Raw genomic sequence first — 19,068 nt, 5'->3', positions numbered from 1 at the left:
AACCGTGGGGACAAACAGGCAAACTGGCGCTCATCGCACCTGACAAGAGAACCGACAATGCCTCTTTCCAACAAGCCCGCCGACCCGCGTTGTGCTTTGCTGGTGATCGACATGCAGTACGACTTCATGCCCGGCGGACAACTGGCGGTGGCTGACGGCGACGCGTTGCTGCCGTTGATCAATCGTCTGGGCGCGCGTTTTGCCCGAGTGATCATTACACAGGACTGGCATCCTGCCGGGCATATTTCGTTTGCTTCAAGCCACGCTCAGCGCCTGCCGTTCGAGAGCATCACCCTGCCCTACGGCCCACAAACCCTGTGGCCTGACCATTGCGTGCAAGGCAGCCACGGAGCGCAGTTGCACGCTGATCTTGACCTGCCTCACGCACAACTGATCCTGCGCAAGGGCTGCAATACGCATATCGACAGCTATTCGGCATTTCTGGAGGCAGACCGTACGACCAGCACAGGACTGGCCGGGTATCTGAAAGAGCGCGGCATCGACACGGTATTCGTGGTCGGTCTGGCGCTGGATTTCTGCGTCGCCTGGTCTGCTCAGGATGCACGCAGTGCCGGTTTCAATACGTATGTCATCGAAGATGGCTGTCGCGCCATCGACACGAACGGCTCGCTGGAGAATGCCTGGAAGACCCTCCTGAGCATGGGTGTAGAACGCGTGCAAAGCTCAGATCTGCTGGGCTAGACGGGCGCACCCTGCAACCGGCGCAAACAATCGTTGATACGCCCCGCTGTTAGCGAACGACCGCGCGCGGCGCCTGTCTGAACCATCGGACCGGCAATGCCCGTGCCGGTCCCTTTCATCACTGGCGCTGAGGATGTTGTATGGATCACGAAGTAGACGGCAAGACCCCCGGCCTGTCAGCCGAGGAAGAGCGCGAGATTGATGAGAACCAGCCGCCCCGCGCGGCGGTGCTGCACGAAACCATCCGTATTCAGGGCGATCACGAACTGGAGCGCAGTGTTGCCGCCCTGTGGTGGTCGGCGCTCGCGGCCGGGCTGACGATGGGCCTGTCGTTGATGGCGATGGGGCTGTTCAAGTCGCGGCTGGAAGGCATACCCGGCAGTCACGTCATCAGCAGCCTTGGCTATTCGGCCGGGTTTCTCGCGGTCATCCTGGCGCGCCAGCAATTGTTCACTGAAAACACTATTACCGCCGTTCTGCCGGTCATGAGCAAGTTGAACCTGGCCAACATCGGTCGATTGTTTCGGCTATGGGGGGTGGTATTGGCGGGCAACCTCGCAGGAACGCTGCTGGTGGCGTATGTCATGCTCAACCTGCCGATTTTCGACACCAGTACAGATAAGGCATTTCTGGAGATTGGCCACAAGGTCATGGAAAACGACGTCAGTCAGATGTTTTCCAAGGGCATCGTGTCCGGCTGGATGATCGCAACCATGGTCTGGATGATTGCATCCATGGAAAATGCCAAGATCGCCATCATCATTCTGATCACTTACCTGATGGCGCTCGGGGACTTCACGCACATTGTCGTGGGTTCGGCCGAAGTGTCCTATCTGGTATTTGCCGGAGAGCTGGGCTGGAAGGATTTCTGGTTTACCTTTGCCGGTCCTACATTGGCAGGCAATATCATTGGTGGCAGCTTTATCTTTGCCTTGATCAGCCATGCACAGATCCGCAGCGAAAAAGACACGACCGCCAAACTGGAACGCGATCGTCAGGACAAGGCAGAAAAAAGCCGCCGGGAAAAGCAGCAGCAAAAGCTCAAGGACGCCGATATCAGCATGCAGAATGACATATGATCCCTATCATTAAACTTTCTTTCAGGAAGCGCAGTGGCTTTTAAAGGCAGAATGAGTTTTTGAACGCACTTATTCAGGCAGGGACCATGACCCGAATTCTGGCAATCGAAGATGATGCCATCACAGCAAAGGAAATCGTGACCGAACTCAGCAACCACGGACTGGAAGTGGACTGGGTGGACAACGGCCGTGACGGTCTTGCACGTGCAGTGAGCGGCGACTATGACTTGATTACTCTGGACCGCATGCTTCCGGAGATGGATGGTCTGACCATCGTCACCCATCTGCGCGCCCAGGGTATCTCCACGCCAATCTTGATGATCAGCGCCCTTTCCGACGTGGACGAGCGGGTGCGCGGGCTGCGTGCAGGTGGGGATGATTATCTGCCCAAACCGTTTGCTTCCGACGAAATGGCGGCGCGTGTCGAAGTGCTCCTGCGCCGCAGCAACCCGGTCAGCGCGGGCAAGACAGTGCTACAGGTCGCTGATCTGGAACTGAACCTGATCAGCCGCGAAGCCTGCCGTGGCGGTGAGCCGCTGACCCTGCTGCCCACCGAGTTCAAGCTGCTGGAATTCCTGATGCGTAACAGCGGCCAGATCATCACCCGCATGATGATTTTCCAGGAAGTCTGGGGCTATCACTTTGATCCGGGCACCAACCTGATCGACGTGCACATTGGCCGCCTGCGCAAGAAGATAGACCAACCTGGCACCGCACAGCTGATCCAGACCGTGCGAGGTTCAGGTTATGTTATTGCCGAACCCGTCTAAGGGCTGGCGATCTTCAACAAGCCGATTACTGGCGCTATACAGTTCCCTGTTTGTCGCCTGGAGCGTGATGCTGCTGGGCGTCCTCTACTGGGAGGTCAACTCCTACCTGGACAACCTCGCCCGCCAGTCACTCACTCACCGCCAGCAGCTGTTTTCGCGCTTTGAAGGCCAGGCCCTGGTTGATGCTCTGGCCACCAGCATGACCTTCGATACGCGCGCAGTGGACGCCTATGGCCTGTTCGACCGAAACTTTCGTCCCGTGGCAGGCCCCATCACCCGTGTGCCGAAAAATCTGCCCATCGACGGCCAGATCCATGTACTGAGCGACTGCATCGAATCGGATGACCCGGGCCTGCCGCAAGGCAGCTGTGATGCGATAGTCAACCGAACGTCCGACGGGCGCTGGCTGGTACTGGTGCGCGAGAATGGCTCGTTGCTTGCCGTCAGCACTCTGATCCTGCACGCCTTGCTGTGGGGCATCTCACTGACCATTATTCCCGGGGTCGCCGGCTGGCATTTGCTGCGCCGCCGCCCGTTGCGCCGCATACGCGCCATTCAGGCCAGCGCCGAATCAATCATCGCCGGCGACATGGCTGGCCGACTGCCGGTCTCGAACAGACGTGATGAGCTGGACATGCTGGCGGTGATCGTCAACGCCATGCTCGACCGTATCGAAAAGCTCATGAACGAGGTCAAGGGCGTCTGCGACAATATCGCCCATGACCTGCGCACGCCACTGACCCGGCTGCGCGCCCAGCTTTATCGCATTCAGCAGCAATCAGCACACGATTCGCCCCATTCCACCCAGATTGCCCAGGTCATCAGTGAGGCAGACACGCTGATGGCGCGTTTCCGCGGGCTGCTGCGCATTTCGGAACTGGAAGACCGCCAGCGACGTTCGGCGTTCGTTGAGCTGGAGCTGCAACCACTGCTGCAGGAACTGCATGATTTCTACCTGCCACTGGCCGAAGAAGACCAGATCACCCTGCTGCTGGACCTGCACGACACATTACCCACGCTGGTAGGCGACCGAGCGCTGCTGTTTGAAGCGCTGACCAACCTGCTGGGAAATGCAATCAAGTTCACCCCTTCCGGCGGGATTGTAAAAATCAGCGCCTACCCCTCCAGCGACGGCATCACGCCGTGCATTGAAGTACAGGACTCTGGGCCCGGCATCCCCGTCGCCGAGCGCGCAGCCGTCTTCCAGCGCTTCTATCGCAGCGAAACCGGCACTGAACAGAGCGGCTTCGGGCTCGGTCTCTCCGTAGTCGCCGCTATCGTCAATCTGCATGGTTTTACGCTGCAAATAGGCATCAGCGAATACGGCGGCGCAAGCTTGTTGCTGGAATGTCGCACCGTAAACACTCTGGCCTGAGATTCAATCGCGATCCCCTGCGCAAAACACTACGTGCCTGCTTTTTGACGAGCTTGAAGCGTCTGGGTCAGTGGTTCCAGAGCTTTCGATAGTTATCTGGCGCAGCCTGCCAAGCGCTAATTTGTAACAATATATTTCAAAAAACGCTGTAGCTTGACCGTTTCAGCGCTCACAAGTTCCACTCAATAAATGCGCTTTTCTGGCTTTATATGACGGTTTTCCCCGAATAAATCACCCCATCGAGCAGATGGCGGTTCTTCGCCTTCCAGGCAAAATGTGAACGAATAGACATTTTTATGACGTCAGCGTCTTGTCGCTTCGCTGGCACTGCGCTATCTATAACCGGGCAAACAAGGTTCCTGCTGCACCGCTTGGCTGCACCCAAAATAATAACTCACCGGATTTCGCCACTAACAAGGCGAGGCTTTGACATGGCTGCCAAAGCAGAGAACGCTGTACTAATTAGTTGGATCAACATCGGCTGGGAGGCTGTTATGGGCGCACAATCAAAGATTTTAAGCGTAGGTCAGTATAAGGTTTACACCGAGACTTACTGGAAAGGCAGCGAGGCCAAGACCATCTTGCTGGTCAACGGTGCGTTATCGACCACCGGCTCTTTCGGGCAGACCGTCAAGTACCTGCAACCGCACTACAACCTTGTACTATTCGACCTGCCGTTTTCGGGGCAGTCCCGAGCCCACAACCCGGACGACATGATTGTCAGCAAGGAAGATGAAGTAAACATCCTGCTGCAGTTGATCGACCTTTATCAGGTGAACCACCTGCTGTCGGTATCCTGGGGCGGTGTATCGGCCCTGCTGGCCCTTTCCGAGTGCCCGCCATCCGTGGAAAAGGCGATCATCAGCTCGTTCTCGCCGGTCCTCAACGAGGCCATGCTCGATTACATCGATAACGCCCAGATCTATCTGGCCGCCCGCGAGAAGCGCAAGATCGGCTCACTGCTCAATGACACCGTGGGCAAGTACCTGCCGCGCCTGTTCAAACTTTATAACTACAAGCACCTGATCAGCCTTGCCGAACACGAATATCGCCAGATCGACTTTCACATCAGCCAGATTCGCAAACTAAGCGCCACTAACTACGTCGAGCGTTTTTCCTCGATCAAGATTCCGGTGCTGTTCATCAACGGTGAAAAAGATGAGTACACCACCGTTGAAGATGCGCGGATGTTTTCCAACTACATCGCCAAAAGCAGTTTCAACGTCGTTCCGGACACCGGGCACTTTCTGGATCTGGAGAGCAAGGCGGCGTGGCACCACTCGCAACGCACCGCACTGACTTTCCTGGGCACCGAAGCCACTCAACAGGTGTGGCCAAGCGTCACCGCGATGGCCTGAAATACGCTCGCCTGCGCCCGGGAAGCCGTGCAGCTTTTCCGGCGTGACGCAGTGGTTCACCGGTGTTGGTTTCTTTGATCGGGCAGTGCTATTCGTTGATGACTTTTCCCTTTGCAACGCGCTTGCGTTGGTACTGCCGTGCTACCGGAAATGTCCGGCTATCGCACCTTATACCTGTTCAGCCCGGCCTGGTGCTGGGGTTCATTTCACTGCTCTCGCTCAGCGCTTGTTCCGCAGGGAAACCTGCAGAAAAGGCGCTGGTGCGAGTCGAGGTACAGCCAGTTGCCTTGGTGGACGTCTCAAGCAGTGTGACGCTGACAGGCGATATCCAGGCGCGCAAAGTAACCGAGCAAGCGTTTCGCGTGTCGGGCAAGCTGATCAAACGCTACGTGGATGTCGGGAACCGCGTGCGTGCCGGGCAAGTGCTTGCCAGGCTGGACCCGCAAGAACAGAAGAACGAGCTGGCGTCGGCCAATGCCGAAGTGGCCATGCGACAGTCGCGCTTATACCTCGCCGAACAAAATTACCTGCGTCAGCAGTTACTGCTGCCCAAGGGCTATACCAACCTCAGTGAATACCAGAAGGCACGCTCCGGCCTTGAGAGTGCGCGAGCTGAATTGGCAGCGCTGCAAGCTCAACAGGCCAATGCACGTGATCAAGTCGGTTACACCGAACTGCTCGCAGTAGCAGATGGCGTCATCACTGCACGGCATGCCGAAGAAGGTCAGGTGGTCCAGGCCGCCGCACCGGTGTTCAGTGTCGCTCACGATGGCGAACGCGAGGCCGTATTTTCCGTGTATGAATCGCTGCTGCGCTCCGATCAGACAGGCGCTACGGTGATCATTAGCCCTATCGCTGAACAGGGCCTTCAGTTGACCGGCATCATCAGGGAAATCATGCCCATCGTTTCCGCCGCTAACGGCACATTGCGAGTGCGCGTTGCGCTGCCGGACGTCGCCGTTGCACCTGCACTCGGCTCAGTGGTCAGCGCCCGCCTGCGGGTTCGATCACAACGGGCGTACGCTCTGCCCTGGTCAGCGCTGAGCCGCTCCAAGGGTCAACCGGCAGTCTGGCAGGTGGACGCTCAGGCAAGGGTCAAGCTGACGCGGGTCAACGTGCTGCGCTATGAACAGGGCCAGGTGATCGTTTCCGAGGGGCTGTCCGAGGGGGATAGGGTGGTTTCCCGAGGGCTGCAGTTTCTCTACCCGGGGCAACGGGTCGAGGTCGCCGAGCGAGTGCCAGTCGAGGTGGCCGTCTCGTTGGCGTCATCGGCACCAGGGCAATGAGCAGCACACCTGCAGAACCACGACCGACACATGCTTGCTGGCTGCTCTGTTTGCTGATCATGACGCTGCCGGGCTGCCGCGACAAACCGCTTCGCGAAGCGGTCGAGCGGCCCGTGCTGTTCACCGAAATTGCCGATCAGCGCAGCGCCTCTTATGCACGCTTCGCCGGAGTCATCCAGCCGCAATACGAGGTGGCACTGGGTTTTCGTGTGGCCGGACGACTGGCAACCCGGCACGCAGAGGTCGGTGACCGAGTGCGCAAAGGCGATCTGCTCGCCACGCTGGAGCCAGGCGATCAGCAACATCGTTTGCGTGCCCGCCAGGCAGAACTCGGCAGAGCCCGGTCTGCCTGGCAGCAGGCGCGCGATGAGCAAACGCGTTACCAGCAACTCTACGAGCGCGGTATCGGCTCGCGGGCGCGTCTGGACCAGTTGAACAGTGAAGTGCGCACTCAGGACGCACTTCGCAGTCAGGCCAGCATTGCGCTGCAACAAGCTACTGACCATGTGTCCTACACGCGCCTGTCAGCCGAATTCGACGGCCTGATCACCGAATGGCAAGCCGAAGTCGGTCAGGTCATCGCGACCGGTCAGGCAGTGGTCAGCCTTGCGCGTCCGGAAAGCCGCGAAGCGGTGGTCGATTTGCCGCTGGGGGCACTGGATGACAATCAGCGCATCAGGGTGATTTTGCAACTCGATGAGCAAGTCTCAGTGGCCGCAAAAGTCCGCCAGCTTGCACCGCAAATCAACGCCGAAACCCGCACTCAACGTGTCCGTCTGGCCTTGCAGCACATGCCCGACAGCTTTCGTCCGGGCTCGACGGTCACGGTCGAAATCAGCGGCGACGCACCGCCGTTTCACGAGCTGCCCGGTAGCGCCGTTGTGGAGCGCGACGGCCTGTCTCAGGTATGGGTCATCGACCCATCGACCTCGACACTCGTTGCGCGCACGGTGCAGGTACTGACGCGCACGGGCTCGAAGGTACGGATCAGCGGCGAGCTGCACGAGGGCGAAAAAGTGGTGACTGCCGGCGTTAACGGCATGCAGTCCGGACAGAAAATACGCATGCAGCGAGAGGTCAGTTTGTGAGGGAGCGTTTCAATCTGTCGGCCTGGGGGCTCAGGCATCGCACGCTGGTCTGGTACATGATGTTCGTTTCACTGCTGATGGGCAGTTGGTCGTTTCTGAATCTGGGCCGCGAGGAAGACCCTTCCTTTGCCATCAAGACCATGGTCATTCAGGCGCGTTGGCCGGGTGCTACGTTGCCCGACACCTTGCAACAGGTCACCGACCGGCTGGAGAAGAAGCTCGAAGAAATCGACGCGCTGGATTACGTGAAAAGCTACACGCTGGCCGGCGAATCGACGCTTTTTGTCTTCCTCAAAAGCGAGACCCGTAGCGCCGACATCCCGGCAGCGTGGTATCAGGTACGCAAGAAGATCAGCGATGTACGCAGCGAATTGCCCAGCGGCATTCAGGGCCCTGCATTCAACGACGAGTTTGGTGATGTGTTCGGCAGTATTTATGCGTTCACCGCTGACGGCCTGTCGTTCCGCCAGTTGCGCGATTACGTCGAACAGGTGCGCGCCGATATCCGCAGCGTGCCCAACCTGGGCAAGATCGAGCTGCTCGGTGCCCAGCGCGAAGTCATTTATCTGAATTTTTCGATCCGCAAGCTCGCGGCGTTGGGCATCGATCAGCGCCAGGTGCTGCAAAGCCTGCAAGCGCAAAACTCGGTAACGCCCGCCGGGGTGATTGAGTCAGGCCCGGAACGCATTGCGGTACGCGCCAGCGGTCAATTCAGCAGTGAAGAGGACCTTGAGGCCGTCAATCTGCGCTTCGGCGAGCGGTTCTTTCGCCTCAGCGATCTGGCGACTATCGAACGCCGCTACGCTGACCCGCCCTCCTCGCTGTTCCGTTTCAACGGCCAACCGGCCATCGGGCTTGCGGTGGCCATGAAGCAAGGCGGCAACATTCAGGCATTCGGTACGCAGTTGCAGCAGCGCATCGACCAGCTGACCACCGAGCTACCGTTGGGCATCGACGTGCATCTGGTGTCCAGCCAGGCCGACGTGGTTGAAAAAGCCATCGGCGGCTTCACCCATGCACTCTTTGAAGCAATCCTGATTGTGTTGGTCGTGAGCTTCATCAGCCTCGGCATTCGCGCAGGTCTGGTGGTGGCCTGTTCGATCCCACTGGTGCTCGCGCTGGTCTTTGTGTTCATGGAGTACAGCGGCATCACCATGCAGCGCATCTCGCTGGGTGCGCTGATCATCGCCTTGGGGCTGTTGGTGGACGACGCAATGATTACCGTCGAAATGATGGTGACCCGCCTGGAAAGCGGCGATTCGTTGCCACAGGCCGCGACCTTCGCCTATACCTCGACGGCCTTCCCGATGCTGACCGGCACGCTGGTGACGGTTGCCGGTTTCGTGCCCATCGGCCTGAATTCCAGTTCAGCGGGCGAATACGTGTTCACCATGTTCGCAGTCATCGCAGTGGCGCTGTTGCTGTCCTGGCTGGTGGCGGTGCTGTTTGCGCCACTGATTGGCGTGCACATTCTCAAGGCGTCGGCGCCGCATGCCGCGCCGGGGCGCTGGATGCGCGGTTTCAGCGGCCTGCTGGTCAAAACCCTGGAGCACCGCTGGTGGGTGATCGGCATCACGTTACTGATGTTCATCGGCTCACTGTTTGCCACCAGAATGCTGCAGAACCAGTTCTTTCCGGACTCCGACCGCCCAGAAATTCTGGTGGATATCTATATGCCGCAAAACGGCTCCATCGAAGGCACACGCCAGACCATGGATCGCTTTGAGGCCACGCTCAAGAACGATCCCGATGTGCTGCGCTGGAGTTCCTATGTAGGCAAAGGAGCGGTGCGTTTCTACCTGCCACTGGACCAGCAACTGAGCAATCCCTTTTATGGGCAACTGGTGATCGTCAGCCAGGGCGGCGCAGCGCGTGATCGCCTGATCGAGCGTCTGCGCCAGCGCTTTCGTGACGATTATGTCGGGGTGGGCGGCTACGTCCAGCCACTGAACATGGGGCCGCCAGTGGGCTGGCCGGTGCAATACCGGGTCAGCGGCCCGGACATCGAACAAGTGCGCAGCCAGGCGATGGCACTGGCGGCCATCCTCGACGCCAACCCAAACATCGGCCAGGTCATCTATGACTGGAACGAGCCGGGCAAAGTGCTGAAGATTGATATCGCGCAGGACAAGGTGCGTCAATTCGGCCTGTCTTCGGAAGACGTGGCGCAAATCCTCAACAGTATGGTCAGCGGAACGACCATCACTCAGGTGCGCGACAGTACCTACCTGATCGACATGGTCGCGCGCGCAGAAAACGATGAGCGCAACTCGGTACAAAGCCTCGGCAACCTGCAGATCCCGACACCCAACGGTGCGAGCGTGCCGCTGCTGGCGTTCGCCACGCTCAGCTACGAGCAGGAACAGCCGCTGGTCTGGCGTCGCGACCGGCTGGCGACCATCACCCTTAAAGCCAGCGTGCTCGGAAAACTGCAACCGGCCGCGCTGGTCAGGCAATTGAAACCGGAAGTCGACGCCTTCAGCGCCAGCCTGCCACTACGCTATTCGCTGGCTACTGGTGGTGCGGTCGAGGCCAGCGCCCGCTCGCAAGGGCCCATATTGAAGGTCGTGCCACTGATGTTGCTGCTGGTGGTGAGCTTTTTGATGATCCAGCTGCACAGTGTCAAAAAACTTCTGCTAGTGGTCAGCGTGGTGCCGCTCGGCCTGATTGGCGTGGTCGCAGCGTTATTGATATTCGGCTATCCGCTGGGCTTCGTCGCGATTCTTGGCGTGCTGGCGCTGATCGGCATCATTATTCGCAATTCGGTGATTCTGGTCACACAGATCGACGAGTTCATCGCTGCCGGTGAGAGTGCCTGGACATCGGTGGTCAAGGCCACCGAACATCGCTGCCGGCCGATTCTGCTGACCGCAGCAGCCGCAAGCCTGGGCATGATCCCGATTGCCCGCGAGGTGTTCTGGGGCCCGATGGCGATCGCCATGATCGGCGGTATCGCCATCGCCACCTTGCTGACGTTGTTTTTTCTGCCTGCGCTGTATGTGGTGAGCTACAGGATCAGGCCGCCTGCGGCTTAGCGGGTCAGATTTCGATTGGCAGAAAATCGAACAGCGCCTGAGGAGCCTCGACCAGCAACATGTTTTTGAGCGGTTCCGGGCACTCAAGCGCCCGGAACTGCTCGACCACACTGGCGTAACTGACCTCTTGCTCATGCTGGGTGTGTGGCCAGTCGCTGCCCCATACCAACCGGCGCGGACCAAAGCTTTGCAGCAGCAGAGGCAATGCAGCGTGGGCAAACGCCGCATTTTGCTCGGCAGTGCCGTCCAGTCGATAAATTGCCGAGACTTTCATCCACAGCTGCCCGCTCAGGCCCAATTCCAGCAATGCCTGGAACGCCGGGTCATCAATACCAAGGCGCGCATCGGGTCGACCAAAATGGTCGATCACAATCTTGCAACCGAATGGCAGCAACTGCCGGATCAGCCCCGGCAAGTCCGCAACCTCACGGTGCAGTTCAACATGCCAACCAAGGGTCCAGACGTTCTTGAACAACGACTTCCATTCAGGTGCGGTGAAGTCAGGCAATGCCCTGCCGATGAGGTTCAGGCGAATACCGACAATGCCCAGCCCCGCCATACGCTGCAAGGCACCACGGCTGATATCGGTATCAACCACCGCCACACCGCGCAACCGATCAGGGGCCTGCGCCAGAGCGTCGAACAGAAATCGGTTATCGGTGCCCAGAAAACTGGGCTGCACCAGCACGCCATGACTCAAACCATGTTCGTGCAGGTGGGCCAGATACGCTTGCACAGTGGCATCGTAGTCCGGGCTGTAACGTCGTCCTGACGTCAGACTCAAATCCTTGCTGAAGACATGAGCATGGGCATCAATGCCCAGGATTGGCGTGGTACAGGGGTCGGTCATGAGTTCATCTGTAGTCAACGCAGTGCCGTAACACCGCGGGTGAAAGGATATTCAAGCCTGCTGCGCTGCGCCCTTATCCAGCGGGTCGGCAGCAATCAGCGTGGCATCAAGATTGCGTCCACGGGTTTCCGGCAGGCAGAAAGCAGCCACCATCGCCACGCCATAGGCAATACCGGCATCGATGCCGATGGCAGTGCCCAGCGACATCGATTCGCTCATATGGCCCACCAGAAACGGGAACACCGCCGACAATACGCGCCCGAAGTTGTAGCAGAAGCCAACCCCTGCCCCACGTACGTCTGCCGGGTACAACTCGTTGAAAAACGAACCCAGGCTGGCCGGAATGCCAGCGGCGAAGAACCCCAGTGGAAAGCCAAGAAACAGCATTTGCGTGTTGCTCAACGGCAGCATCAGATAGCACTGCACCGTGACCACGCAGCACAGCGCGAACAGCATGATGTTCTTGCGTCGGCCAATGCGGTCGATCAACAGACCGCTGCATACGCAACCGCACCAGAATGCAACGATAATGACCGCCAGATAGCCGCCGGAGCTCAGCACTGACAGGTTACGTTCGGTCTTCAGAAAGGTGGGCAGCCACGTCATGACCGCGTGATACCCGCCGTGCGCACCAAGGCCCAGCAAGCCGCCAAGCAAAGTGACGCGCAATAATTCGGGGCGAAAGATTCCGGCCATCGACTTGAAGAAATTACCCTTCGGCGCAGCGTTTTTCTGCATGCGCTGGAAGCTGTCCGGCTCCTCGACGTTGCGGCGCACCCAGATAATCATCAGTGCCGGCAGCAGGCCAACGAAAAACATTACCCGCCAGGCAATATCCTCCGGCACAAACGAATAGATCAGGGTAAACAACACCACCGACAGCCCCCAGCCGACAGCCCAGGCGCTTTGCACCGTTGCCATGACCTTGCCGCGGTAGCGCGACTGGATCGTTTCGGCCATCAACACCGCGCCTGCCGCCCACTCACCGCCAATGCCAAAGCCCTGCAGCGCTTTGATGATCAATAACTGATTGAAGCCGGCCACGAAGGCAGACAGAAAGGTGAAGAAGGAAAACCACAGGATCATCCATTGCAACGTGCGAACCCGGCCATAGCGATCCGACAACGTTCCGCCGACCCAGCCACCCAGTGCCGACGTCACCAACGTCACGGCGCTGATAAACCCTGCGTCGCCTTTGGTCAGGGCAAAGGCGGCAATCAAGGCAGGGATGGCCAGACCGAACATCTGCACTTCCAGAGCGTCCAGCGACCAGCCGCCGAAACAGGCCCAGAAGGTCTTGCGCTCCTTGGGAGTGACTTCGCGATACCAGTTGAACATGGCTTCCTATCCTTATGAGCGTCGAATGAGTCGGGGTGATTGCAGTGCGCTCAGCGAATTTCCACGCTGTAGCGGAAATGGCTGGCGTGCCCTCGTGAACGTCGCCACTCCAGAGGTTCACCGGCGTAATTACGCGCCAGTCGTTCAATGACCACTACCGCGCTGCCGGCCGAAACCTGCAGCAACCGGCCGTACACCTCGTTGACCGCTTCAGCCGTCAGGCTCTCTTGCGCATAAGCCACAACCTGACCGCAAGCCTCTTCATAGATCGGATAAAGCAACGGCCCCTGAGTATCGAGATCCAGATCCAGCAACGCCTGGAAGCGGATCCGAGGCAGCCAGATTTCTTCAGCCAGCACCGGCTGACCATCCAGCAAGCGCAGCCGGATCATCCGAATGACCGGCGCATTGGCCACCAGACCCAGCGCCTGACTGACCGCTGAAGGCGCAGCCACAGGCTCTATTGATAAAATCCGGCTTTCCGGTACACGGCGCTCGCCCGCTTCGGTCTGAAAACGGAAAAAACGAAACAGCGACGACTGAAACCTGGCACGCCGAATAAACGTGCCACGCCCCTGCTGGCGCTCCAGAACGTTGTCGCTGACCAGCAGATCAATAGCCTTGCGCACGGTGCCGGTGGACAGGCAATACTCAGCGGACAGCGCCGCTTCAGTAGGAATGGCTTCACCCGGACGCCAACGATTATTGGCAATCTGTTCGGCCAGACTGTCGCGCAGGCGTTGATAAAGCGGAAGGCGTTCGTCGCTGGAGAGCTTGTTCATTGTTGTAGTTATCCAGTCATATATATGAATATTTGAGCGGATTATTGGCACGTCGCCGTTGGGCGTCAAGGGCCGATAGTCAGGACGTCAGATCAAGGATATGAATTCAAAAGGTTTCTTGGTGGTGCGGAAATAGCCTTGGTCAACGCTGACGAGCGCGTTGGATGCCGATAATTACATTCACCAAAACCGGAGAAAAGGGCTGAAGAAACTGCTGAGCATCTACCTCAAGCAGGTCATTTTTTAACAGATCGAGAACATCATCTTCCTCAATAAACAGCTCAGCAGGGTCAATGCTGCAAGAAAACAGCAGCGCATCAATCATCTGCTTGCGCTCTCCCACAAGACCCCGGTTCGACTCATGGGTATCGCCTAAATTGAGCACGTTGATACTTGCGCACGCCCGAAGCGTGGTGCCTGCCACCAGGCCCGAAAGCTCAAACTGCAACTCTTTTTCACATTCGATCATCAGCGGCGTAAGCGGCAAAAGCTGACGGCCATGAGCCTTGTCACACCGCTTGGCGTTAGTGCAGCTCGCGACAATATTGCCGAAATCCAAAGTGCGATGCGGTGCTAGATGCTGCGCTTCAACATGTTCATTGCAGGCACTGCCTTTCTCTGCGGTGATCCTGCAGCAGCAATAGGCGCACAAGCCATGCTGCTCAGTGACACAGGCGTGGCGAATGGCATCCTTTATATCTTCATGCCCCACCAGGTCGCCGTATTTCTTTCCCTTGTTCGCGCGCTTCCATTTTTCCAGCACCGCGAGACTTCCCTTTTCAATCTTTCTCACGGCGCACTTCCAGCTTACGAATCAGCAGCGAAGCTTTCGCTAGTTCGATGTGATTTGCAGGTAGTTCGTCAGTCAACCCTGCGTAGAGCGTCCGAGCCTCATCGAGCTCTCCTCTCATCAAAAAGTGCTGCAGTTTATCCAGAACTGTTTGAATCTCCTCATTTCGAATATCAGTGTCCATGACACTCGACAGCACCTGATTGGCATCAAGGCCATAAAGACTGTCCTGCTCATGTAACTCGCCATTGTCCATGACGTACACCAGCACATCCTTGCTGTCGCTGATGACCAACGGCGAATGCGTGGTCAGGAGGAACTGGCAATTGGGGAACGTTGTAGTGAGTTGTGCGATGAGACTGCGTTGCCATTTGGGGTGCAGGTGCAGATCAACTTCGTCGATCAGGACGATGCCATTGCCGTGTAATGGGTTTTCCAGCGCCGGGTTCATCATGGCGAGGCGTCTGGCGATGTCGCCGACGAGCGCCATCATCGATTTTTCGCCTTGGGACAGCTGGGATACGTTTAGCGTCTTGCCTTCTTTATCAATAGCCATGTGCAAGCGCGGCTTACGCTTGACACGCAGTTTTGTGAAACCTGGCATGAACGCCTCAACCGCAGTTCTGACCGCAGTCAGCTGGCGGTCACGTGAAGAGGCATGCTCCCTGGTCAGCACTTTCCAGAGTTCTGTATCAATCAAGATCTTTTGAGACAGCTCATTCAGCAACTCTGTCGAGATACCCGTTTCATTCTCGCTGTCTTCGCGCTCCCGAAACCACTCGAAAAAGCGGCGAAAATCCACGCCACGCCCCAAGGCGTTGTCGTAGCCGTCGAGTTGATCAAAGGTATGTCTGGCGTGGACTTTGAGCGGTATCTCGATGACAGAGCGCTCGACGGGGTAGAAAGCCAGAAGAGGAAGAGACGTATCACTTTTTTCAGTCAACTTTGAGCGATAGCCATCAGCAAGTCTGTTGAGCTCGCTTAATACTGTGGATGAGGTGGCGTTTCGGCCTTTCCGAGTAGCGGTAATTGCCCATTCAGATTCAAGTGGATTGATCTCGTCATCCGAAATCAACACATCCTCTATCCGAATGGTAATCGAGGAGGTAGCGGTGCCGTTCTGAACCATACCCTCATCGATACGACTGCCAGCACCTTTCGGCGTCCTGACTCTCGCCACCAACCAGCTCAACGATGTAGCGACAGACTTGAGCAGCGTAGTCTTCCCCGCTCCATTATTGCCGACCAGCACGGTCACCTTCGACGCATATCTTTCGGTAGGCGCCAGAGCGACTTCAAGATCGCTGAAACGCCCCACATTAACGAGCCTGAAGCTTTTGATTTCCATGAAGGTCTCTGAGGGGATTGATCCAGAACACACTGACGGTCGGCATTATGGCACTCCTGCACGCTCCGTGAAGACCTCGCCATAAAACGACTTACATCAAATCATCATTCCTGGAAATATCCTGTATCAACTCGCCGCACCTACTTAATCCCCGACAAAACCGTTAGCCTGCTTGCCATCAGTCAAAAACCCGCCTGACAGATGCGCCTCGCGTGCCTGTCAGGTATACGCTCAAGCGAGAATCTTCATGCCCCACTCGTCCCACGCGGCGCACAAAGCCGTGAGCATGACCCCGGCCATGGTCATGCTGTTTGCCTTCTGCTGCGGCGCGATTGTCGCCAACATCTACTATGCGCAGCCGATCATCGAGCTGATTGCCCCGGACATCGGGCTGTCGAGTACGGCGGCGAGTCTGATCGTTTCGTTAACGCAGATCGGTTATGCGCTGGGCTTGTTCTTTCTGGTGCCACTGGGGGATTTGCTGGAGAACCGCAGGCTGATGCTGATCACCACTGCGGTTGCGGTGCTCAGCCTGCTGGGCGCTGCGTTTGCCGAGCAGCCGAATCTGTTTCTGCTGGTGTCGCTGCTGGTGGGTTTCAGTTCGGTGTCGGTGCAGATGCTGATCCCGCTGGCGGCGCATCTGGCACCGGAAGAATCCCGCGGCAGAGTGGTGGGCGGAATCATGGGCGGGCTGTTGCTGGGGATTCTGCTGGCGCGGCCGATTGCCAGTCTGGTGGCCGACCATTTCGGCTGGCGCGCAGTGTTCGGGGCAGCGGCCGTGGTGATGATCGGTATCAGTGTGGTGCTGGCAACCACCATGCCCAAACGCGTTCCGGATCATCGTGCATCCTACGGCCAGTTGCTGTTCTCGCTCTGGACGCTTTTGCGCACCCAGCCGGTGCTGCGCCAGCGGGCTTTTTATCAGGCATGTATGTTCGCGACCTTCAGTCTGTTCTGGACCGCCGTACCCCTGGAGCTGTCACGCAATCACGGGCTGTCGCAAAGCCAGATCGCGATCTTTGCCCTGATCGGCGCAATCGGTGCCATTGCGGCACCCATCAGCGGCCGCCTGGCAGACGCCGGTTACACCCGCATCGCGTCTTTGGGCGCACTTCTGTTCGGTGCACTGAGCTTTCTTCCGGGCCTTATTCATCCTGCCTACAGCGTGATAGGCCTTGCGGTAACGGGCGTGGTGCTGGATTTCTGCGTGCAGACCAGCATGGTGTTGGGCCAGCGCACCGTCTATGCACTGGATGCCGCCAGCCGCAGCCGGCTCAACGCCCTGTACATGACCAGCATTTTCATCGGCGGCGCGATTGGCTCGGCGGTGGCCAGCCCGTTGTTTGATCATGGCGGCTGGACCTGGGTGCTGATCGCAGGCACGGTGCTGCCGTTGACTGCCTTGCTGGCGCTGCTCAGGGATCGATCCAGACAGAATGCGTAAACGCTGCACTTTGTAACTGATTTGCAGGATAATGCCGCGGCGATGGCATGGCTCATCGCCCTTCTGGCTCTCTCTCGCACCTCAAGGCTCGCGTATCCGGCACCTCTGGATCTGCGCGATTGAACACGGATTGTACAGACGCCTCATCCCAAGGCCCCGAATCCGCCGATACTGCTTTTCAAGCGCATCGGTACGCACTTGCGCAACCCGAACAAGGCAAAACAGCAATGGACGCAGCACCACGAACAAGCAAAATTTCCGCGATTTTCGCCAGGATATCGCTCGGCATCAGCGGCATGATCGGGGCTATCTGGAGCATCTTCACCTACCTTTTCCCGGACCCGGCCGTTCTTGGCCTCAGCATTGACTTCATCAACTGGAAGACACTGGTCATTATCGTCGGCACCGGTATGGTGATAAGCGGGCTGTACATCGCAATCATGGCCAGAAAGCTTCCATCGCCGCTCAAGCTCGGCGTGTGGCTGGCGCTGTCACTGTTTCTCTGCGCGGTGTTCTTCAAACTGGGCGGCGAATACGCTAAACCTTCGGTCGATTTCGCCCGCGGTCAAACACTGTTCACCGAGAATGAAAGCGCCAACCTGTTCGGCAAACGCTCCGAGACGGTCGACAACGTGAGTATGGAGTTGCTGGGTTGTGATCAGAATGGCCAGTCGCCTACCTGCATGCTGGAGCTGACCAACAAAAGTACAGACCGCGACTTCCGTTTTCTGAACCCGATCAGCCTGTTCGAAGAAACAGGCGGCGCTCTGGGCCTTTCGCAACTGCGTGTCGGCGATGCGAAATACGACCGCTGGGACAGCTTCCAGTTGATCCGTAACGTCCCTACCCGCGTGACGCTGATCTTTGAAGCGGCCAAGGGCCGGGTCAAGCAGTCACCTGCTTTGAAGCTGACCTTCCGTGATCGCGAGAACAAGGACAACGTGCTCAAGTTCAACGAGGTCAAGGTCAATTAGTTAGCAAACATAGAGGGTGCGTCGTCTTGAGTATGACGACGCACGTATTCGCTACCGGACTGACTGCTGCAGCCAGTTAGCCAGGTCAATGACTTCGGCTTCGTTGATGCTGTGCCCCAGCCCTTCATACCCATGAAATTGCGGTGACAGGCCAAGCGACTTCAGCGTGGCTTCGGCTTGCGGGCCGCTGGCGTAGGCCACCTGGCGATCCTGTACCCCGTGACCGATGAAGACGTTCAGGCGCTTGAGGTCATCAGAGGCTTTTAGCTCGGACTGCACCACTGGCAACAACCTCCCGCTCAACGCCGCAACCCCCCCTACCAGCTTGGGCTGACGCAGGGCGACTTCGTAGCTCATCATCGCGCCCTGGCTGAACCCGACCAGAAACACCTTGCCCGGCTGCGTGTGGAACTTGCCGGTGGCCTGGGTGATGAATGCGCTCAACTGCTTGCCGCTGCTCTTGAGGTCTTCGGTCACACCATCGTAGTCAGGCACGCCTGGTTTCTGGGTGAACCACTTGTAACTATCAGCGCGCAACTCCACTGGAGCCTGCACCGACAGGTAGTTGTAATCGGCCGGAAGATGTTCCTTGAGCCCGAACAAGTCAGCCGCATTACTGCCGTAGCCATGAATGAAGATCACCAGCGGCCGGTTCGGGGTTTCGACGTTGACCTGTGCCAGGTAATCCAGCGGCAGATCAGTGTGCAGGATGTCCTGCGCCTGCGCCTGCGCCATGCCGGCAACGGCAAACAGCAAGGCAGTGAAAAATTTCAGCATCGGTTCATGACCTCTGTTTGACGCTGCCAGCAAGCAGCGTCGTGAGTGGGCTCGGAAGCAGAAACTGACACA

Annotated in this window: 16 protein-coding genes; 10 read left to right on the top strand and 6 right to left on the bottom strand. The window is 58.0% G+C overall.

Annotation, left to right across the window (positions count from 1 at the left end):
• Nucleotides 1–57: 57 nt before the first annotated feature.
• The 8 genes from pncA to RYA97_RS09495 all read left to right on the top strand — a co-directional run bounded on the left by pncA (nt 58) and on the right by RYA97_RS09495 (nt 10,693).
• Nucleotides 58–702 (top strand): bifunctional nicotinamidase/pyrazinamidase, encoded by a 645-nt coding sequence (pncA, locus tag RYA97_RS09530; RefSeq protein WP_005780098.1) that lies wholly within the window; start codon nt 58–60, stop codon nt 700–702.
• Nucleotides 703–842: 140 nt separating this feature from the next.
• Nucleotides 843–1,781: a formate/nitrite transporter family protein gene (locus RYA97_RS09525; RefSeq protein WP_004665654.1), complete on the top strand. Its 939-nt coding sequence runs from the start codon at nt 843–845 to the stop codon at nt 1,779–1,781.
• An 86-nt stretch (nt 1,782–1,867) separates the two neighbouring features.
• A complete protein-coding gene (locus RYA97_RS09520; protein ID WP_004661386.1) occupies nt 1,868–2,551 on the top strand; it encodes a response regulator transcription factor in 684 nt (227 codons plus the stop codon).
• On the top strand, nt 2,529–3,926 hold the full coding sequence (locus tag RYA97_RS09515) for a sensor histidine kinase (RefSeq protein ID WP_016981055.1): 1,398 nt from the start codon (nt 2,529–2,531) through the stop codon (nt 3,924–3,926). Before RYA97_RS09520 ends, RYA97_RS09515 begins: the two co-directional genes overlap by 23 nt.
• Before the next feature lie 431 nt (nt 3,927–4,357).
• Nucleotides 4,358–5,284, top strand: coding sequence for an alpha/beta fold hydrolase (locus RYA97_RS09510; protein ID WP_005731927.1), 927 nt, complete (start codon nt 4,358–4,360; stop codon nt 5,282–5,284).
• A 98-nt stretch (nt 5,285–5,382) separates the two neighbouring features.
• Nucleotides 5,383–6,570: an efflux RND transporter periplasmic adaptor subunit gene (locus RYA97_RS09505; RefSeq protein ID WP_039847474.1), complete on the top strand. Its 1,188-nt coding sequence runs from the start codon at nt 5,383–5,385 to the stop codon at nt 6,568–6,570.
• Nucleotides 6,567–7,658 carry an efflux RND transporter periplasmic adaptor subunit gene (locus RYA97_RS09500; RefSeq protein WP_016981053.1) on the top strand — a complete coding sequence of 364 codons (1,092 nt, stop codon included), beginning with the start codon at nt 6,567–6,569 and terminating at the stop codon, nt 7,656–7,658. The genes RYA97_RS09505 and RYA97_RS09500 overlap by 4 nt, the downstream gene beginning before the upstream one ends.
• Nucleotides 7,655–10,693 carry an efflux RND transporter permease subunit gene (locus RYA97_RS09495; RefSeq protein ID WP_117139415.1) on the top strand — a complete coding sequence of 1,013 codons (3,039 nt, stop codon included), beginning with the start codon at nt 7,655–7,657 and terminating at the stop codon, nt 10,691–10,693. The genes RYA97_RS09500 and RYA97_RS09495 overlap by 4 nt, the downstream gene beginning before the upstream one ends.
• A 4-nt stretch (nt 10,694–10,697) precedes the next feature.
• Here the strand turns inward: RYA97_RS09495 and RYA97_RS09490 are convergent, their stop codons facing one another.
• The 5 genes from RYA97_RS09490 to RYA97_RS09470 form a co-directional block, all read right to left on the bottom strand.
• The gene (locus RYA97_RS09490; protein WP_005780088.1) at nt 10,698–11,543 is read right to left on the bottom strand and encodes an amidohydrolase family protein; all 846 of its coding nucleotides are present in this window, start codon (nt 11,541–11,543) and stop codon (nt 10,698–10,700) included.
• A gap of 51 nt (nt 11,544–11,594) precedes the next feature.
• Nucleotides 11,595–12,881 (bottom strand): MFS transporter, encoded by a 1,287-nt coding sequence (locus RYA97_RS09485; protein WP_010199124.1) that lies wholly within the window; start codon nt 12,879–12,881, stop codon nt 11,595–11,597.
• Between the two features lie 50 nt (nt 12,882–12,931).
• Complete coding sequence (locus RYA97_RS09480; RefSeq protein ID WP_005780084.1) at nt 12,932–13,663, bottom strand: GntR family transcriptional regulator; 732 nt, start codon at nt 13,661–13,663, stop codon at nt 12,932–12,934.
• A gap of 142 nt (nt 13,664–13,805) precedes the next feature.
• Nucleotides 13,806–14,456 carry a hypothetical protein gene (locus RYA97_RS09475; protein ID WP_016982205.1) on the bottom strand — a complete coding sequence of 217 codons (651 nt, stop codon included), beginning with the start codon at nt 14,454–14,456 and terminating at the stop codon, nt 13,806–13,808.
• Complete coding sequence (locus tag RYA97_RS09470) at nt 14,443–15,801, bottom strand: AAA family ATPase (protein WP_005780080.1); 1,359 nt, start codon at nt 15,799–15,801, stop codon at nt 14,443–14,445. Before RYA97_RS09470 ends, RYA97_RS09475 begins: the two co-directional genes overlap by 14 nt.
• Nucleotides 15,802–16,048: 247 nt before the next feature.
• On the opposite strand from RYA97_RS09470, the gene RYA97_RS09465 reads away from it, so the two are divergent.
• Nucleotides 16,049–17,245 (top strand): MFS transporter, encoded by a 1,197-nt coding sequence (locus RYA97_RS09465; RefSeq protein WP_016982206.1) that lies wholly within the window; start codon nt 16,049–16,051, stop codon nt 17,243–17,245.
• Between the two features lie 227 nt (nt 17,246–17,472).
• Nucleotides 17,473–18,219 carry a hypothetical protein gene (locus RYA97_RS09460; protein ID WP_005745663.1) on the top strand — a complete coding sequence of 249 codons (747 nt, stop codon included), beginning with the start codon at nt 17,473–17,475 and terminating at the stop codon, nt 18,217–18,219.
• 51 nt (nt 18,220–18,270) lie between these two features.
• Here the strand turns inward: RYA97_RS09460 and RYA97_RS09455 are convergent, their stop codons facing one another.
• Nucleotides 18,271–18,996 (bottom strand): alpha/beta hydrolase, encoded by a 726-nt coding sequence (locus tag RYA97_RS09455; protein WP_316892192.1) that lies wholly within the window; start codon nt 18,994–18,996, stop codon nt 18,271–18,273.
• Nucleotides 18,997–19,068: the final 72 nt, after the last annotated feature.

It is taken from the genome of Pseudomonas syringae group sp. 26L6 (assembly GCF_032587815.1).
Taxonomy (GTDB): Bacteria; Pseudomonadota; Gammaproteobacteria; order Pseudomonadales; family Pseudomonadaceae; genus Aquipseudomonas; species Aquipseudomonas amygdali.
Note: the sequence above shows the minus strand (reverse complement) of the source record. Positions and strands in the feature narration are given on the sequence as shown.

Bases quoted from the DNA above. Each gene is read 5' to 3' on its own strand.
- RYA97_RS09505 (WP_039847474.1), top strand. From the start codon at position 5,383: ATGACTTTTCCCTTTGCAACGCGCTTGCGTTGGTACTGCCGTGCTACC.
- RYA97_RS09490 (WP_005780088.1), bottom strand. From the start codon at position 11,543: ATGACCGACCCCTGTACCACGCCAATCCTGGGCATTGATGCCCATGCT.
- RYA97_RS09480 (WP_005780084.1), bottom strand. From the start codon at position 13,663: ATGAACAAGCTCTCCAGCGACGAACGCCTTCCGCTTTATCAACGCCTG.
- RYA97_RS09460 (WP_005745663.1), top strand. From the start codon at position 17,473: ATGGACGCAGCACCACGAACAAGCAAAATTTCCGCGATTTTCGCCAGG.
- RYA97_RS09510 (WP_005731927.1), top strand. From the start codon at position 4,358: ATGGCTGCCAAAGCAGAGAACGCTGTACTAATTAGTTGGATCAACATC.
- RYA97_RS09465 (WP_016982206.1), top strand. From the start codon at position 16,049: ATGCCCCACTCGTCCCACGCGGCGCACAAAGCCGTGAGCATGACCCCG.
- RYA97_RS09520 (WP_004661386.1), top strand. From the start codon at position 1,868: ATGACCCGAATTCTGGCAATCGAAGATGATGCCATCACAGCAAAGGAA.
- RYA97_RS09515 (WP_016981055.1), top strand. From the start codon at position 2,529: ATGTTATTGCCGAACCCGTCTAAGGGCTGGCGATCTTCAACAAGCCGA.
- RYA97_RS09525 (WP_004665654.1), top strand. From the start codon at position 843: ATGGATCACGAAGTAGACGGCAAGACCCCCGGCCTGTCAGCCGAGGAA.
- pncA (WP_005780098.1), top strand. From the start codon at position 58: ATGCCTCTTTCCAACAAGCCCGCCGACCCGCGTTGTGCTTTGCTGGTG.
- RYA97_RS09485 (WP_010199124.1), bottom strand. From the start codon at position 12,881: ATGTTCAACTGGTATCGCGAAGTCACTCCCAAGGAGCGCAAGACCTTC.
- RYA97_RS09455 (WP_316892192.1), bottom strand. From the start codon at position 18,996: ATGCTGAAATTTTTCACTGCCTTGCTGTTTGCCGTTGCCGGCATGGCG.
- RYA97_RS09470 (WP_005780080.1), bottom strand. From the start codon at position 15,801: ATGGAAATCAAAAGCTTCAGGCTCGTTAATGTGGGGCGTTTCAGCGAT.
- RYA97_RS09500 (WP_016981053.1), top strand. From the start codon at position 6,567: ATGAGCAGCACACCTGCAGAACCACGACCGACACATGCTTGCTGGCTG.